The organism is Lachnospiraceae bacterium KGMB03038 (genome assembly GCA_007361935.1).
In the GTDB taxonomy this organism is placed as follows: Bacteria; Bacillota; Clostridia; order Lachnospirales; family Lachnospiraceae; genus Massilistercora.
Window position 1 is genome coordinate 1,375,583 of record CP041667.1, and the last position, 17,515, is coordinate 1,393,097.

General features: G+C 49.8%; 18 protein-coding genes. 17 read left to right on the forward strand and 1 reads right to left on the reverse strand.

What is annotated here, in order from left to right; translation table 11 throughout:
* The first annotated feature begins 212 nt into the window (after positions 1–212).
* Genes FND36_06535 through thiI form a run of 5 tightly spaced genes read left to right on the forward strand, consistent with a single transcriptional unit; the run spans position 213 to position 4,931 of the window.
* Complete coding sequence (locus tag FND36_06535) at positions 213–779, forward strand: manganese efflux pump (protein QDW73720.1); 567 nt, start codon at positions 213–215, stop codon at positions 777–779.
* A 30-nt stretch (positions 780–809) separates the two neighbouring features.
* The gene (locus FND36_06540) at positions 810–1,769 is read left to right on the forward strand and encodes a 50S ribosomal protein L11 methyltransferase (GenBank protein ID QDW73721.1); all 960 of its coding nucleotides are present in this window, start codon (positions 810–812) and stop codon (positions 1,767–1,769) included.
* 4 nt (positions 1,770–1,773) lie between these two features.
* Positions 1,774–2,511 carry a 16S rRNA (uracil(1498)-N(3))-methyltransferase gene (locus FND36_06545; GenBank protein ID QDW73722.1) on the forward strand — a complete coding sequence of 246 codons (738 nt, stop codon included), beginning with the start codon at positions 1,774–1,776 and terminating at the stop codon, positions 2,509–2,511.
* Positions 2,512–2,551: 40 nt separating this feature from the next.
* Positions 2,552–3,709, forward strand: a complete 1,158-nt coding sequence (locus FND36_06550; protein QDW73723.1) for a cysteine desulfurase — start codon at positions 2,552–2,554, stop codon at positions 3,707–3,709.
* A gap of 40 nt (positions 3,710–3,749) precedes the next feature.
* Positions 3,750–4,931, forward strand: coding sequence for a tRNA 4-thiouridine(8) synthase ThiI (gene thiI / locus FND36_06555; GenBank protein ID QDW73724.1), 1,182 nt, complete (start codon positions 3,750–3,752; stop codon positions 4,929–4,931).
* 86 nt (positions 4,932–5,017) lie between these two features.
* Here the strand turns inward: thiI and FND36_06560 are convergent, their stop codons facing one another.
* Entirely contained in the window at positions 5,018–5,251 is a 234-nt protein-coding gene (locus FND36_06560) for an HPr family phosphocarrier protein (GenBank protein QDW73725.1), read from the reverse strand.
* A gap of 99 nt (positions 5,252–5,350) precedes the next feature.
* Between FND36_06560 and mtaB the strand changes: the two genes are divergently transcribed.
* The 12 genes from mtaB to dprA all read left to right on the forward strand — a co-directional run bounded on the left by mtaB (position 5,351) and on the right by dprA (position 17,486).
* Complete coding sequence (gene mtaB / locus FND36_06565; GenBank protein ID QDW73726.1) at positions 5,351–6,646, forward strand: tRNA (N(6)-L-threonylcarbamoyladenosine(37)-C(2))-methylthiotransferase MtaB; 1,296 nt, start codon at positions 5,351–5,353, stop codon at positions 6,644–6,646.
* Positions 6,647–6,703: 57 nt separating this feature from the next.
* A complete protein-coding gene (locus FND36_06570) occupies positions 6,704–6,967 on the forward strand; it encodes an IreB family regulatory phosphoprotein (GenBank protein QDW73727.1) in 264 nt (87 codons plus the stop codon).
* Positions 6,967–7,434, forward strand: a complete 468-nt coding sequence (gene ruvX / locus FND36_06575) for a Holliday junction resolvase RuvX (GenBank protein ID QDW75563.1) — start codon at positions 6,967–6,969, stop codon at positions 7,432–7,434. Before FND36_06570 ends, ruvX begins: the two co-directional genes overlap by 1 nt.
* The gene (locus FND36_06580) at positions 7,434–7,694 is read left to right on the forward strand and encodes a DUF1292 domain-containing protein (GenBank protein QDW75564.1); all 261 of its coding nucleotides are present in this window, start codon (positions 7,434–7,436) and stop codon (positions 7,692–7,694) included. Before ruvX ends, FND36_06580 begins: the two co-directional genes overlap by 1 nt.
* Positions 7,695–7,700: 6 nt before the next feature.
* Positions 7,701–8,186, forward strand: coding sequence for a transcriptional repressor (locus FND36_06585; GenBank protein QDW73728.1), 486 nt, complete (start codon positions 7,701–7,703; stop codon positions 8,184–8,186).
* A gap of 2 nt (positions 8,187–8,188) precedes the next feature.
* Positions 8,189–9,856: a ribonuclease J gene (locus FND36_06590; protein QDW73729.1), complete on the forward strand. Its 1,668-nt coding sequence runs from the start codon at positions 8,189–8,191 to the stop codon at positions 9,854–9,856.
* 93 nt (positions 9,857–9,949) lie between these two features.
* Entirely contained in the window at positions 9,950–10,597 is a 648-nt protein-coding gene (locus FND36_06595; GenBank protein ID QDW73730.1) for an O-methyltransferase, read from the forward strand.
* 16 nt (positions 10,598–10,613) lie between these two features.
* Positions 10,614–11,861 (forward strand): U32 family peptidase, encoded by a 1,248-nt coding sequence (locus tag FND36_06600; protein ID QDW73731.1) that lies wholly within the window; start codon positions 10,614–10,616, stop codon positions 11,859–11,861.
* A gap of 79 nt (positions 11,862–11,940) precedes the next feature.
* A complete protein-coding gene (locus FND36_06605; GenBank protein QDW73732.1) occupies positions 11,941–12,564 on the forward strand; it encodes a sigma-70 family RNA polymerase sigma factor in 624 nt (207 codons plus the stop codon).
* Between the two features lie 176 nt (positions 12,565–12,740).
* Positions 12,741–14,693 (forward strand): DUF5107 domain-containing protein, encoded by a 1,953-nt coding sequence (locus FND36_06610; protein ID QDW73733.1) that lies wholly within the window; start codon positions 12,741–12,743, stop codon positions 14,691–14,693.
* A gap of 172 nt (positions 14,694–14,865) precedes the next feature.
* Positions 14,866–16,401 carry a YifB family Mg chelatase-like AAA ATPase gene (locus FND36_06615; protein ID QDW73734.1) on the forward strand — a complete coding sequence of 512 codons (1,536 nt, stop codon included), beginning with the start codon at positions 14,866–14,868 and terminating at the stop codon, positions 16,399–16,401.
* Positions 16,402–16,406: 5 nt separating this feature from the next.
* Entirely contained in the window at positions 16,407–17,486 is a 1,080-nt protein-coding gene (dprA, locus tag FND36_06620; protein ID QDW73735.1) for a DNA-protecting protein DprA, read from the forward strand.
* Positions 17,487–17,515: the final 29 nt, after the last annotated feature.

Sequence of the window (17,515 nt, forward strand, 5' to 3'; positions counted from 1 at the left end):
TGATAAGGGAGTAGTTGGCGCAAAAAGCGTAGTTTTGTCAACATACTGGCACGAAAGAAGAGCCTGGCATTACTTTAAATGATGAGACTTATTCATGGGATACCATGAATAGGTCTTTTTTTGGGCGATTATTCAAAAAGGGACAGGGCTTTTTCAATCTGGTCCGGGGGATTTTTAAAAATCCCCCGACCCCAACTACAAAGGAGGTACAAATGGGAATTCTTGAGCTTTTTCTGATCGCGGTAGGTTTATCTATGGACGCCTTTGCGGTGTCCGTCTGTAAGGGCCTTGCGATGAAGCGGTGTACGTGGAGCAAGGCAGGGATCGTGGGATTGTATTTTGGTGTGTTTCAGGCGCTGATGCCGGCCATCGGGTATCTTTTGGGCGTGCAGTTTAAGGATGTGATCACATCGGTGGATCACTGGATCGCGTTTGTTTTGCTGGGGGTCATCGGAGGAAATATGGTCCGGGAAGCGGTGAAGGGAGACGACTCCTGTGATTCTTCCGGAGCTTCTCTTGACGTGCGGACTATGCTGGCTCTTGCGGTAGCCACCAGCATTGACGCCCTGGCGGTTGGAGTGACCTTTGCGTTTCTGTCTGTACAGATTGTTCCGGCGGTCAGTTTTATCGGCGTGACTACATTTACAATCTCGGTGATCGGTGTTAAAATAGGCAATATATTTGGAACCAGATACAAATCAAAAGCAGAGCTGGCAGGAGGTGTGATCCTCATACTGATCGGCTGCAAGATCCTGCTGGAACATCTGGGGATCCTGTAAGAGAGAACCGGAAGAAAAGGAGAAACGATTATGAAATGGAACCAGTTTCGTCTGAAAACGACTACACAGGCGGAAGATATTGTCAGCAGCATGCTGGCGGATCTTGGCATTGAAGGGGTGCAGATCGAGGATAAGATCCCTTTGACCGCCCAGGACAAAGAGCAGATGTTTGTAGATATCCTGCCGGATATTCCAGAAGACGACGGCACCGCCTATCTGACCTTTTATTTGGAGGAAGAGCAGGATAAAGGAAGCATCTTACAGCAGGTGCGCCGGGAATTGGAGGAGCTGCGCGCATTTATAGATGTGGGAGAAGGCAGGATCGAAGAGTCTGTGACGGAAGACGTAGACTGGGTGAATAACTGGAAGCAGTACTTTCATCAATTTACCATTGATGATATCCTGATCATTCCTTCCTGGGAGCAGGTAGAAGAAAAGGACAGCGGGAAAATGGTCATCCACATTGATCCGGGAACTGCCTTTGGGACAGGTATGCATGAGACGACCCAGCTATGCATCCGGGCCTTGAAGAAATATGTCCGCAAAGGAGACCTGGTGCTGGATGTGGGATGCGGCAGCGGGATCTTAGGGATGCTGGCGCTGAAATTTGGAGCGGCCCACAGTGTGGGCACGGACCTGGATCCCTGCGCCATTGACGCCACCCATGAAAATATGCAGGCAAACGGCATTGATGGGGGCCAGTATGAAGTGATGATCGGCAATATCATTGACGACCCGGCCGTCCAGGAGCAGGTGGGATATGAAAAATATGATATTGTGGCGGCCAATATCCTGGCGGATGTGCTGGTTCCGCTGACGCCAGTGATCGTCCATCAGATGAAACCAGGCGGCATCTATATCACCAGCGGCATCATTGAAGGAAAAGAAAACTTGGTGGCCCATGCGGTGGAAGAGGCGGGACTGGAGCTTGTCAGCATTGAGCACCAGGGCGAGTGGGCTTCTGTGGTAGCAAGGAAGAAGGGAAACTAGAGGTATGCAGCATTTTTTTGTACCGCCCTCTCAGGTAGGAGAAGGCGGGATCCGGGTTGAGGGACCGGATGTGAATCATATGAAAAATGTCCTGCGGATGCGTCCGGGAGAGGAACTGATGGTCAGTGACGGCGACAACCGGAAATACCGCTGCGCGGTAGAACGGTATGAGGAAGGCGCCGCTTATCTTAAGATCCTGGAGGAAGAAATGGCAGATACTGAACTTCCCTCTAAGATTTATCTTTTTCAGGGGCTGCCCAAACAGGAGAAGATGGAGTGGATCGTCCAGAAGTCGGTGGAACTTGGCGTCTGCCAGGTGGTTCCGGTGCTGGTCCGCCGCTGTGTGGTGAAGCTGGACGAAAAGAAGGCGCAGAAGAAGGTAAGCCGCTGGCAGCAGATTGCTGAAAGTGCGGCAAAGCAGGCGGGAAGGGGTTATATTCCCAAGGTAGAGCAGGTTCTGCCGTATCAGGAAGCACTGAAAATGGCAGACGGGCTGGATGTACTGCTGATCCCCTACGAGTTGGAGCGAGACGTGGAAGGGTCAAAGGAAATCATCCAGGCGATCCGGCCGGGCCAGTCGGTAGGCATCTTCATTGGCCCGGAGGGCGGATTTGAGAAAGAAGAAGTGGAAGCCGCCATTGCGGCAGGCGCCACGCCGATTTCTCTGGGCAGGCGCATCCTGCGCACAGAGACGGCAGGGCTGACGGCTTTATCGTTGTTGATGTTCCACTTGGAAGCGTAAGCACATAATCTAGTAGTAAGAAAAATCAGGAAGTGAATTTATGAAAGAAGTATATTTGGATAATTCCGCCACAACCAAAGCCTACGACAGCGTGGGAGACCTAGTGCGCAAAGTACTGTGTGAGGATTATGGGAACCCCTCATCCATGCATGCCAAAGGCGTGGCGGCGGAACACTATATAAAAGAAGCCAAAGAGACATTGGCAAAGCTTTTAAAAGTACAGGAGAAAGAAATCTATTTTACCTCCGGCGGAACCGAAAGTGATAACCTGGCGATCATGGGGGCGGCAAGAGCCAATCGGCGCAGGGGGAATCACCTGATCACCTCAGCGATCGAGCATCCGGCTGTGATCAATACTATGCGGCATCTGGAGGAAGAAGGGTATAGGATCACCTTCCTTCCGGTGGACCGGTACGGGAGGATTCGGCTGGATGCTTTGAAAGAAGCCCTTTGTGACGAGACTATCCTGGTTTCTGTCATGTATGTAAATAATGAGGTGGGATCCGTGCAGCCCATTGCTGAAGCGGCCAGTATGGTGAAGGCATATAATAAGGAGATCTTGTTCCATGTGGATGCGGTGCAGGGATTTGGCAAATACCGGATTTATCCAAAGAAATTAAATGTGGATATGTGCGCCGTCAGCGGCCATAAGATCCATGGGCCGAAAGGCACGGGCGCTCTCTATGTGGGAAGCCATGTGAAGATCCAGCCCATTTTATTTGGGGGAGAGCAGCAGAAAAATGTCCGGTCAGGCACGGAAAATGTCCCGGGCATTGCGGGACTGTCCCTGGCGGCGCGGACTATTTACCAGGACCTGGATAAGAAAGTAGCGGCTATGCGGGAATTGAAAGAGCGGTTTATCCAAGGCGTGCAAAAGATCGAGAATACCACGATCCACGGTCTGTATGATGAAACGTCGGCGCCTCATATCATCAGTGTTGGGTTTGCCGGGATCCGCAGCGAGGTATTGCTCCATGCGCTGGAAGAAAAAGGAATCTACGTATCTTCTGGGTCCGCGTGCGCTTCCAATCATCCCCAGGTCAGCGGGGTGTTAAAGGGCATCGGCGCGGAACAGGAATATCTGGATGCTACTTTGCGGTTCAGTTTGTCTGAGTTTACGACCCAGGAAGAGATTGACTATACTTTGGATACGCTCTATAATATAGTACCAGTACTTCGGAAATATACCCGGCATTAGCAGACGCTGCCGGAAGTTGCAGGACGGGAGAAAGTAAAGGATGAGATTTCATACATTTTTATTAAAATACGGAGAGATCGGGATCAAAGGGAAAAATCGGTATCTTTTTGAAGATGCCCTGGTGCGCCGGGTGAAAAAGGCGCTGGAGGATGTGGACGGAACGTTCCAGGTCTATAAATCCCAGGCAAGGATTTATGTGGACTGCGGGGAAGAGTATGACTATGAGGAAGCGGTAGAGCATTTAAAGAGAGTATTTGGCTTGGTTGGAATCTGTCCGGTAGTCCGCATGGAGGATCGGGGCTTTGATCAGCTGAAAAAAGATGTAGTAGCCTATATGGATGAAGTGTATCCAGATAAGGATCTGACTTTCAAGGTGGAAGCCCGGCGGGCTAAGAAAACCTATCCAAAGACTTCTATGGAGATCAACTGTGATCTGGGAGAGGCCATTCTTGAGGCGTTTCCGCAGACCAGAGTAGATGTGCACCGCCCAGATGTAATGCTCCATGTGGAAATTCGGAATGAAATCTATGTGTATTCTCAGATCATACCGGGAGCAGGCGGGATGCCGGTGGGTACCAACGGGAAAGCGACCCTTCTTCTGTCCGGCGGCATCGACAGCCCGGTTGCGGGATATATGATCGCCAAGCGGGGCGTTGAGATCGAGGCGGTTTACTTCCATGCGCCGCCGTATACCAGCGAACGGGCTAAGGAGAAGGTGGTGGATCTGGCAAAACTAGTAGCCAGATACGCAGGACCGATCAAGCTTTATGTGGTAAACTTTACAGATATCCAGCTGTACATTTATGACCAGTGCCCGCATGACGAGCTGACGATCATCATGCGCAGATATATGATGCGGATCGCGGAACATTTTGCCAAACAAGACGGCTGCCTGGGGCTGATCACCGGGGAGAGTATCGGGCAGGTAGCCAGCCAGACCATGCAGAGCCTGGCGGCTACCAACGATGTTTGTACACTGCCGGTATACCGGCCGCTGATCGGTTATGACAAGCGGGAAATCGTGGAGATCGCGGAGAAGATCGATACTTTTGAGACCTCCATCCAGCCCTATGAAGACTGCTGCACTATTTTTGTGGCAAAACATCCTGTGACAAAACCCAATGTGGAAGTGATCCGGCGTTCGGAAGAGCGGCTGAAGGAGAAAATTGAAGAGCTTGTCCAGAAAGCGGTGGATACAGTCCAGATCATTGAGGCGGAATAAGAAAATAAAAAAAGATTGCGCGGAATACGCGCAATCTTTTCCTGCAAGGATTTGCCGCTTAAGTATACGAAATAGAGATATGTGTTTTACACAAGATAAGGCTCTAATACTTTCATTACATCAGTGAGCTCTTCTTCGCTGGCGTGAATGGCCAGTTCGATAGGGCTGTTCAGGTCGAGACTGAAGATTCCCATGATGGATTTTGCATCGATTACATATCTTCCGGATATCAGATCAAAATCATAGTCAAATTTCGAGATTTCGTAAACAAAAGATTTCACTTTATCAATCGTATTTAAAGAGATTTTTACGGTTTTCATTAAAATGACCTCCCTGATTTCTTTAATATTTCTATAAATATCTTAAGAGCAGGCGGGGGAAAAGTCAAGGAATAAATTGCCAGAGAAAGGAACAATCATATGAGAAAAGCTGCGCTGCATAATCTGGGCTGTAAGGTAAACGCTTACGAGACGGAAGCAATGCAGGAAATTTTAGAACAGGCGGGGTATGAGATCGTACCCTTTGAGGAGCAGGCGGACGTATATGTCGTCAATACCTGTACGGTTACCAATATGGCGGACCGCAAATCCAGGCAGATGCTGCACCGGGCCAAGAAAAGAAATCCCTCTGCCGTAGTAGTGGCCGCAGGCTGCTATGTCCAGACGAAAGAGCCGGAAGAAAGCTTGGATGCAAGTATTGACATCGTGATAGGAAACAATAAGAAGAAAGAAATCGCCCATATCCTGGAAGGGTATTTCCAGAATAGAGGACAGGCGGGAGCCCGGATAGAGCGGCTGGATATCAACCTTGAAAGAGAGTATGAAACCTTGGAAGTCAGCCATACGGCCGGTCATACCAGGGCCTTTATCAAAGTGCAGGACGGGTGCAACCAGTTCTGTTCTTATTGTATCATTCCTTATGCCAGAGGGCGGGTGCGCAGCAGAAAGCAGACAGAAGTTGCGGCGGAAGTAGAACGGCTGGCCGGCCAGGGCTACCAGGAAGTAGTACTGACCGGGATCCATTTAAGCTCTTACGGAACAGATACGGGAGAGGATCTGCTTTCTTTGATCCGGCAGGTCCATAATACAGCAGGGATCCGGCGGATCCGGCTAGGTTCTCTGGAACCGGGGATCATTACGGAGGAATTTGCCCGGAGTTTGGCAGAACTTCCGAAATTCTGCCCGCATTTCCATCTGTCCCTGCAAAGCGGCTGCGATGCGACACTGCGCCGTATGAACCGGAAGTATGATACGGCCCAGTATTACGAAAAATGTCAGATTTTGCGCCGGTTTTTCCAGAATCCCGCGCTGACTACGGATGTGATCGTCGGTTTTCCGGGAGAGACAGAAGAAGAGTTTCAGGCTTCTTTTGCTTTTATCGACCGGGTGGATTTCTATGAAACCCATATCTTTAAGTATTCCAAACGGGAAGGAACAAAGGCGGCCGCAATGAAAGACCAGGTGCCGGAACCGGTAAAAACACAGCGAAGCGGGGTCCTTCAGGAACTGGATCATAGAAAACGGGAAGCGTATGAGAAACGGCTGATCGGTACAGTACAGGAGGTCCTGATGGAGGAAGCCGCAGTTATAGATGGAGAGACCTACCAGGTGGGACATACTAGAGAATATGTAAAAATTGGACGAAAAACCCAGGAAGATCTGTCAAATCAACTCATAAATGTAGAAATTGAGAGTCGTTCACAAATAATACATTGAATTTTGGACGGCTTTAAGGTAGAATAATCATGAAGTATTTTTGGAGGACGTGAGTATATGAAGGATTTAAGCAGCACCCAGTTTTTTCAGGTAGAAAGCGGCCCGCAGATTCAGGCAAAAGATATCCTTGAGATTGTGTATAAGGCATTGAGCGAAAAAGGTTATAATCCGGTCAATCAGATCGTTGGATATATTATGTCGGGAGACCCGACTTATATTACCAGTCATAATGGGGCGAGAAGCCTGATCATGAAAGTGGAACGGGATGAACTGGTAGAAGAACTGCTCAAAACGTATATTGAGCACAATGGATGGGCATAATGTCTGTCAGGATCATGGGGCTGGATTATGGTTCCAAAACAGTAGGAGTGGCGGTCAGCGATGCCCTTGGCATTACAGCTCAGGCGGTAGAAACAATCTGCCGCAAGGACGAGAACAAGCTTCGAAAGACGTGCGCCAGGATTGAAGAGCTGATCAAAGAGTATGAAGTGGGGAAGATTGTCCTCGGCCTTCCAAAGCATATGAACAATGATATCGGAGAACGGGCAGAGCAAACCATAGAGTTTGGTGAGATGCTGCATCGGCGGACCGGCCTTGAGGTCGTGATGTGGGATGAGCGGCTCACTACAGTAGAAGCGGAACGGACATTAATGGAAAATGGGATCCGGCGTGAGGATCGAAAAAAATATGTAGACCAGATCGCGGCAGTTTTTATTCTGCAGGGATATCTGGATTCTGTCCAGATGCGAAAAGCGGGATCGTCCATGCCTGAAAGAGGTGTTGAATGATGGAGAAAATTACATTCATGTCTGGAGAAATGCAGGAAGAAGTTGAGTTTTTTGTACTGGAACAGACAAAAGTAGGCGGGGTGTCTTACATTCTGGTCACAGATTCGCAGGAAGATGAGGCGGAATGTTTTATTTTAAAAGATACAGCATCAGAGGAAGCATTGGAAAGTCTCTATGAATTTGTAGAGGACGAGGAAGAACTGAACGCGGTTTCCAGAGTATTCGAGGAACTTCTGGAAGATGTGGAGATTGAAAGGTAAGAGTCTATGTCGATCAGTCAGGAAAAATTCAAGAAGATGCTTAAAGAAAAAGGTCTTAAGGTAACCAATCAAAGGTTGCTTGTATTAGAGGTACTCGCAGAAAATCGTGACAAACATATGACTGCGGAAGACATCTATGAACTGGTAAAGGAAGACTATCCGGAGATCGGACTGGCTACTATTTACCGGACAGTGCAATTGTTGCTGGAAATGCAATTGGTGGATCGTATCAATTTGGACGAGGGATGCGTGCGTTATGAAATCGGGGAACTCTTCGACGGAGAAGGGAAGCACCATCACCATCATTTGATATGTAAGACTTGTGGGAAAGTCCTGCCTTTCCGGGATGACCTCCTGGACGGGCTGGAGCGTCATATTGAGGAGAAGACGGGTTTCCACGTGTTAGACCACGAATTAAAGTTCTATGGACAATGCCGGGAATGCCTGGGGAAGGCAGAAGAAAACAGTACGGAAAAACACGTGGAGGTGTAAGTTTGAAAAAAGAAAACAATGGAAAATTGCGAATCATTCCGCTCGGAGGTCTGGAGAAGATCGGAATGAACATTACTGCCTTTGAATATGAAGACAGTATTATTGTCGTGGACTGCGGTCTGGCCTTTCCGGAGGACGACATGCTTGGAATCGATCTGGTGATCCCTGACATTACCTACCTGAAGGAAAACAGTCAGAAAGTCAAGGGATTTGTGATCACCCACGGCCATGAAGACCATATCGGCGCTCTTTCTTATGTGCTGCGGGAGATGAATCTTCCGATCTATGCGACTAAGCTTACGATGGGTATCATTGAGAGGAAACTTGGCGAACACAATCTTCTGCGCAGCACCCGGAGGAAAGTGGTGCGCCACGGACAATCCATCAATCTGGGCCAGTTCCGGATTGAATTTATCAAGACGAACCACAGTATTCAGGATGCGGCGGCTCTGGCGATCTATTCGCCGGCGGGGATCGTGGTGCACACAGGTGATTTTAAGGTGGATTATACGCCGGTATTCGGGGATGCCATTGATCTTCAGCGGTTTGCGGAGATTGGAAAGAAAGGGGTACTGGCGCTGATGTCCGACAGTACCAATGCGGAACGGCCGGGATTTACCCAGTCGGAACGGACGGTGGGAATTACCTTCGACCACATTTTCGCGGAACATCAGAATACCCGGATCATTATCGCCACCTTTGCGTCCAATGTGGACCGGGTGCAGCAGATCATCAACTCTGCCTGCAAATATGGCCGGAAAGTAGTGGTGGAAGGACGGAGTATGGTCAATATCATCCAGGTGGCTCAGGAGCTGGGATATCTGAATGTACCGGATAAGACCCTGGTAGAGATCGACCAGTTGAAGAATTATCCGCCGGAGAAAACGGTATTGATCACTACAGGAAGTCAGGGCGAGTCTATGGCGGCTCTGTCCCGAATGGCGGCGGATGTGCATAAAAAAGTAACGATCATGCCCGGAGATACGGTCATTTTCAGCTCTAACCCAATCCCCGGAAATGAGAAATCTGTATCCAAGGTGATCAATGAGCTGTCCTCCAAAGGCGCGAACGTGATCTTCCAGGATGCCCATGTATCCGGCCATGCCTGCCAGGAAGAACTGAAACTGATCTACTCCCTGGTAAAACCTAAGTATGCCATTCCGGTGCATGGAGAATACCGGCACTTAAAGGCGAACGCGGGAATTGCAAAATCCCTGGGGATTCCAAAAGAGAATATCTTTATCCTTCAGTCCGGCGATGTGCTGGAAGTAAGCGGCGAGGAAGCCAAGGTCGTAGATAAAGTCCATACAGGAGAAATCCTGGTAGACGGTCTGGGCGTCGGAGATGTGGGAAATATCGTTCTTCGAGACCGGCAGCATCTGGCGGAAGACGGAATCTTGATCGTAGTGCTGACTTTGGAAAAACGCAGCAATCGGCTGTTGGCCGGACCGGATATTGTGTCCCGTGGATTTGTCTATGTGCGTGAGTCAGAAGGATTGATGGAAGAGGCGCGGCAAGTGGTGACAGAGGCAGTGGAGAATTGTCTGACCCACCAGAGAAACGCGGACTGGAGCAAGATCAAGCTGGTGATACGGGATACCATGAACGAATTCATTTGGAAGCGGACCAAGCGCCGGCCGATGATATTGCCGATTATTATGGATGTGTAAATAATTTTAATTTAGGACGTAGCATTTTGCAAAAGGGCTACGTCCTAAATTGCAGTTTGCGGTGTACCAAAATGAAAAAAGGGGTGTACCAAAATGATTGTTGATGAGAGATTTACCACTTATGTACATTCACTGGAAGTGCCGGAAGATCCGCTTTTGGAGCGGATCGAGCAGGAGGCGCTGGATGGAAGGGTGCCGATCATCCGCAAGGAGACGCAGAGCTTTCTGAAAACCCTGCTTTTGATCCACAGACCCAGAAGGGTTTTGGAAATCGGGACGGCGGTTGGCTTTTCCGCACTTTTGATGAGTGCGTATCTGCCCAAAGAAGGGCATATTACTACGGTTGAAAACTATGAAAAGCGGATTCCTATTGCCAGAGAGAATTTCCGGCGCTGCGGAAAGGAAGAAAAGATCCGGCTGATCCAGGGAGATGCCCTTGCGGTCATGAAGGAGCTGGAGGGGCCCTTTGATTTTATTTTCATGGATGCGGCGAAGGGGCAGTATATTTACTATCTGCCGGAAGCGGTGCGTTTGTTGACGCCCGGCGGTGTGCTGATGTCTGATAATGTGCTGCAGGATGGAGACGTGCTGGAGTCCAGGTTTGCGGTAGAGCGGAGAAACCGGACGATCCACAGCCGGATGCGGGAGTATCTTTATGAGTTAAAGCATCACCAGCTTCTCCAGACTTCCATTCTCCCCTTGGGAGACGGAGTGGCCCTCAGCGTAAAACAGATAGAGTAAAAAGGAGAAAATTAGGATGAAAAGAAGAGGTCCAGAGCTTTTGATCCCGGCCAGCAGCCTGGAAGTGCTGAAGACGGCGGTAATCTTTGGCGCTGATGCGGTATATATCGGCGGGGAAGTCTTTGGCCTGCGGGCTAAGGCAAAGAATTTTTCCATGGAAGAGATGAAAGAAGGGATCGCGTTTGCCCATGAACATGGAGCGCGGGTCCATGTGACGGTGAATATCCTGGCCCACAATAGAGATCTTCCGGGAGTGGAGGAATATTTAAAAGAATTAAGGGAATTAAAGCCAGATGCCCTGATCATTGCGGATCCGGCTATTTTTGAACTGGCCAAAGAGATCTGCCCCCAGATTGAACGGCATATCAGCACCCAGGCTAATAACACCAACTACGGAACGTACCGGTTCTGGTGGAACCAGGGAGCAAAGCGTGTGGTGTCGGCAAGGGAATTATCTCTTGCTGAGATCCGGGAGATCCGGGAGAAGATTCCGGAGGAAATGGAGATTGAAAGCTTTATCCACGGCGCTATGTGCATTTCCTATTCGGGACGGTGTCTTCTGAGCAATTATTTTACCGGAAGAGATGCCAACCAGGGAGCCTGCACCCACCCCTGCCGCTGGAAATACGCGGTGGTGGAGGAAACCAGACCGGGAGAATATATGCCGGTCTATGAAAATGAGAGAGGGACTTTTATTTTCAACTCTAAGGATCTGTGCATGATCGAGCATATCCCGGAGATGATCGAAGCCGGCATTGACAGCTTTAAGATCGAAGGCAGGATGAAGACCGCCTTATATGTGGCGACGGTGGCAAGAACTTACCGGAAAGCCATTGATGATTATCTGGAAAGTCCTAAGAAATATGAGGAAAACATGGACTGGTATCTGGAGCAGATCGGAAGCTGCACTCACCGGGAGTTTACCACCGGATTCTATTTTGGCAAACCAGGAGAGGAAAGCCAGATCTATGACGCCAGTACTTATGTAAAAGAATATACTTACCTCGGAATGATCGGCGATGAGCGGGATGGCCTGTGTCGGATCGAGCAGAAAAACAAGTTTTCTGTTGGAGAGAAGATTGAGATCATGAAGCCGGACGGCCGCAATGTGGACGTGACGGTAAAACGGATCGTAAATGAAGAAGGACAGGAGCAGGAAAGCGCCCCCCACGCAAGACAGATCGTATATGTGGAACTGGATGAAAAAGCAGAGCGCTATGATCTTCTAAGGAGAGCGGAAGAAGCCGACACCTTTATCCCATAAATGCGGGACAAGGGGAATTTTGTATGGAAAAGCACAAAAGAGTCGTATTTTACATAGAATATATTAAATACGCTTAGAGGTGCTTTTCTTGAAATCTTTTCCCCAACCCCTCACTGCTGCGGAAGAAAGGTATTATTTGCAAAGATATACGGAGGGTGATCTCGAAGCAAAGCATATCCTGATCGAACGGAACCTGCGCCTCGTTGCACATATCGTAAAGAAATACCAGTCTTATGAAGACGATACGGAAGATCTTCTGTCCATCGGGACGATCGGGCTGATCAAAGCGGTGGTCACATTTAACCCCGATAAATGTGTCCGGCTTGGAACCTACGCGGCCCGATGCATCGAAAATGAAGTGCTGATGCATCTGCGGGCAAAGAAGAAATCCTCGCGGGAAATCTCTTTATACGAACCTATCGGAACTGACCGGGAAGGCAATGAGATCCAGCTGTTTGACATCATCGAGACGGAAGATGATGCCCACCGGAAAGCAGAACTGAAAGAAGACATTAAAACACTGTACTCGCGGGTGGAATCAGAACTGTCTCCCAGGGAGAGGCTGGTCTTGAAAATGCGCTACGGACTGTATCATGAAGAAGAATATACCCAGCGGGAGATTGCCGGAATCCTGGGCATCTCTCGTTCTTACGTTTCCAGGATCGAAAAAAGCGCTATCGAAAAACTGCGGGAATTTTTTTGAAATTGGTAGTTTTTTCAAAAAGGGACAGGGCATTTTCAATTGGGGCCGGGGGCTTTTTAAAAAGCCCCCGGCCCCAATTGAAAATACCCCTCCAATATGATAAAATGGCTTTGCGATTGTCAGAGGAAATGTCTGTCTGGCACCGCCAATTCATATGAGAATGTGGAGGAGCTTTTATGAGACCAGAATTGAGATTTGAGACACAAGTTATGAAAGCGGGAAGATTCGGAGAATCCACCAGCGTGCCTGATCTTGCGGGAAAGGCGGCGCTTCAGAACAGTTTGGAATTTTTCCTGGAAGAAGATGATGAGATTTACGAAGGATTTGGCCAGAGAAGGAATTCCTTCCCTTACCGTCAGGTCCAGGCTTATGATAGAGAGTTGAAAGATGTGGAGGTAAAAACAGCAGTACTGGAAAATGATTTCCTAAAGGCTGTATTTCTTCCGGAACTGGGAGGCCGCTTGTGGGAGCTTACGGATAAGAAGACGGGCAGGAACCTTTTGTATACAAATGATGTGATCCGTTTCAGCAATCTTGCTATATGCAACGCCTGGTTCAGCGGAGGCGTGGAGTGGAATATCAGCATGATCGGCCATACGCCGTTTACCACCCGGCCTTTGTACACGGCCAGTCTGGAGAAAGAAGATCAGACTCCCGTGCTCAGAATGTATGAGTATGAGAGAGTCCGGGGCGTAGAGTACCAGATGGATTTCTGGCTGGATGAGGGAGACCGGAATCTGAACTGCCGGATGCGGATCGTAAATTCTGGGGACAAAGTGGTGCCCATGTATTGGTGGAGCAATATGGCTGTGCCGGAATACGAAGAAGGACGGCTGATCGTTCCGGCAAAGGAAGCCTATACCGGAGATTATCAGAAGGTATATAAGGCGAAGATCCCGGAAGTAGACGGGGTGGACGTGACTCGGTACGAAAGGATCCCGGCTCAGGTAGATTACTTCTTCAATATTCCGGAAGAGAAACCTAAATATATCGCGAATATTGGAAAAGACGGTTATGGTCTGCTTCAGTATTCTACGAAGAGACTGCGGGGAAGAAAGCTGTTTTCCTGGGGACATAAAAAGGGCGGCGACCACTGGCAGGAGTTCCTGACGGAAGAAGCGGGACCTTACGTAGAGATCCAGGCGGGCCTTGGAAAAACCCAGTACGGCTGTATCCCTATGCCGCCTCACAGCGCCTGGGAATGGCTGGAACAGTACGGAAGCGTACAGCTTTCCGAGGAAGAACTGGCGCTTCCTTTCGAAGAACTGCGGGACGAGTTTACAGAGAAAATGGCGGAGAGGATCCGAGAGGAAAAACTAGAAGAAAGACTGGCGGAAACCAAAGAAATGGCGAAAAGCAGCGCCAAACTTGTCTATGAAGGCTGCGGTTACGGAGCACTGAAAAGAGAAGAGCGGCAGATCGCTGGAGACCGCCCCCTTTCCGAACATCTGGAATATCACTTTACCAAACCGCATCAAAAAGCGTGGGCAGATTTCTTAAAGACCGGAAATCTGGAGACGCCGGATCCAAAGACCAGACCGGACGGATTCATGTATGGCCAGATGTTCTATGAGAAACTGCGGGAAGGGGTACAGGGACAGAACCGGGGAAACTGGTACGCCCATTACCAACTGGGACTTCTGCATCTGGAATACCAGGAAATGGACCTGGCCAAGCAGGAACTTCTGGCTTCCTGGAATCTGGAAAAGACAGCCTGGGCCTGCCATGCCCTTGGATCTTTGTATACACTGACAGGAAACAAGGAAGAAGCGGCCTCGTGGCTGGCAAAAGGAATCGAAAAACAGCCGGAAGACCTGTCTTATGTAAAAGAAGGATTCCGTCTGCTCCTTTCTCTGGAAGCTTATGGAGAGGTCGTAAGATTGTATCCGATTCTGTCTGACCAGGTTCAGCGGGAAAGCAGAGTACTTTTCGATTATTATGCGGCTCTTGGTGAAACGGGAGAATGGCAGCAGGTGTATGACTTCCTGAGCAGCCGCCCGGACTTTGTCTTGGAAGACCTGCGGGAATGTGAGGATAATCTGGCAGAGCTGTGGGGAAAAGCCTGCCGGGCCCTGAACGGGAAAGATCTGGTGAAAATGCCGGAACAATGGGATTTCGAAGCTTTATAAAATTCAAGTTGACAAACGGAGAAGATTTAAGATAAGATGTGTTTACATCGAAATCGGAAATCTTCTCCGATTTTTGTATCTGGCCGGTTCGGCCTTTATTTCCTAACCATTATCTATGTAAAATTCAGCTGCGTTTTCATCACAGAAAGCGATCAGAGAAAGGAGTGACGCAATGGCATTTTGTACTATTTTGTCCGCGGCTCTGCGGGGACTGGCGGCGGAGCCGGTGCAGGTGGAGGCGGATATGAGCAATGGCCTGCCGGTTTTCCTTATGGTGGGCTATCTTTCGTCCGAAGTAAAGGAAGCCGCGGCGCGGGTAAGAACAGCTGTGAAAAACTCCGGCATCCAGCTTCCGCCGCGAAGAATCGTGGTGAATCTGGCGCCCGCCACTTTGCGAAAGAGAGGAGCGTCTTTTGACCTGCCTATTGCTCTGGCGGTTATGGGGGCTATGGGACTGTATGATCCGGCAAAGCTTGACGGGACGCTGGTCATCGGTGAACTGAGCCTTGACGGGAGCGTCAGAGAAGTGCCGGGCATACTTCCTATTATGCTGGCGGCAAAAGAATATGGCTGCCATACCTGTATCCTGCCAAAAGGAAACGGGGCGGAAGGGACGTTGGCAAAAGGGATCCGGATCCTGGGAGTAGAAAGTCTGGAAGAAGCAGGCCGGTATCTGCGGGGAGAGACAAAGATCCGTCCGGCAGAACAGGGAAAGACAGTACCATCTAAGTGCCTCCAGGAAGCGGGGCTGGACTATAGAGACGTCCAAGGGCAGGAACATGTCAAACGGGCTGCGGAGGTGGCAGTGGCGGGAGGCCATAACCTTCTGATGATCGGTCCGCCAGGAAGCGGCAAATCGATGATCGCCAAGCGGCTGCCGACCATCCTTCCGCCGCCCAGCCTGGAGGAAAGCATGGAGATCACTAAGATCTACAGTGTGCTGGGGATGGTAGACGAAGAACGGCCGCTGGTCACCGGCCGCCCTTTTCGGAGTGTTCACCATACGATCACCAGAAGCGCGCTGGCAGGGGGCGGCAATATTCCTATGCCGGGGGAGATCAGTCTGGCCCATGGAGGTGTCTTATTCCTGGATGAACTGGCAGAGTTTTCGAGAAATGTGCTGGAGGCGCTGCGCCAGCCTTTGGAAGAAGGACAGGTCCGCATCACAAGAAGTCATGGGAATTACCTGTTTCCGGCGGACTTTATCCTGGCCGCGGCCATGAACCCATGTCCCTGTGGGAATTACCCAAATATAGAAAAATGTACCTGCACGCCGTCTCAGGTCCAGCAGTATCTTGGCCGGATCAGCCAGCCGCTGCTGGATCGGATTGATATCTGCGCTGAGACGGCAAAAGTCCCTTATCAGACATTAAGAGGAAAGGGAGAGAGGGAAAGTTCAGAAGCGATCCGAAAACGAGTGATGGCGGCAAGAAAGATCCAGGAAGAACGCTATAAGAGCGGACCTACCAGAACAAATGCCGGACAGACGCTAGGCGAACTGAAGCGTTTCTGCGCTTTGGGACCTAAGGAGGAAGTCCTGATGCAGCAGGTGTTTGACCGCATGGGACTGACCGCCAGGACCTGCCATAAGATCCTGAAAGTGGCTCGGACGATCGCGGACTTGGAAGGAGAAGAGAAAATCCGGGAGTCTCATCTGCTGGAAGCCATAGGATACCGGACAATGGATAAAAAATACTGGGGGAGGTAGCGGATATGCTTTATGAACATTGGCTGTCAGGAATTCCAGGAATCTCCGGGGCAAAAAAACGCAGATTGCGGGAATATTATGAAAATGGAAAGAACATATATTATATAGAAGAAAAGAAGTTGGGACAGGAAGGAATCCTGACTGAGAAGGAAAAGGCTTCGCTGATCCAGGCAAGAAAGGACCAGAATCTGGAAGAGGATTATAGGAAAGATCAGGCGGCGGGAATCCGATTCATTCCGTATTTTCAAAAAGATTATCCAAAACGGCTGAGTGAGATTCCGGATCCGCCGTTTGCGCTGTATGTGAAAGGAAAACTTCCCAGAGATGACCGGCCCTCGGCGGCGATCGTGGGAGCCAGAAAATGTACGCCTTATGGGGAACAGGCGGCTTTGGAGTTTGGTTATGAGCTGGCCCGTGCCGGTGTGCAGGTGGTAAGCGGCCTGGCAAGGGGAATCGATGGGGCCGCCCAAAGGGGAGCCCTGAATGGGGGAGGAGAGGTGTTCGCTGTGCTGGGCTGCGGAGTTGACATCTGTTATCCCAGAGAACACATTGGATTGTACACGGATATCCAACGGACCGGAGGAATTCTTTCAGAACTAAAAAGAGATAGTCCGCCCCTTCCGGCGCATTTTCCCGTCAGAAACCGTATTATCAGCGGTCTGGCAGATCACATTCTGGTCATGGAGGCCAGAATAAAAAGCGGTTCCCTGATCACGGCGGATCTGGCGCTAGAGCAGGGGAAAGACGTGTACGCTCTTCCGGGCCCGTTTTCCAGCTCTCTAAGCCGTGGATGCCATCTGTTGATCCAGCAGGGGGCGGGTATCCTGGTGTCGCCCTCTGATTTTTTGGAAGGAATTGGAAGACCGGCGGTAAGAAATGGACAAAAATCTGACAAAAATAAAAAAATACTTGAAAGTCCCGAAAATATGTTGTATAGTTGTCTCGATTTCTTCCCAAAGAGCATAGATCAGCTTCTGGATGAGACCTCATTCGCCCCCGGAGAACTCCTGGGGCTTTTGACGGCGCTGGAACTGAAAGGATACGCAAGGGAAGTTTCCAAGAACTATTATGTAAGGGTCCGCTGAATAAAAGCGGCGGGTCCTAAATGGAGGAT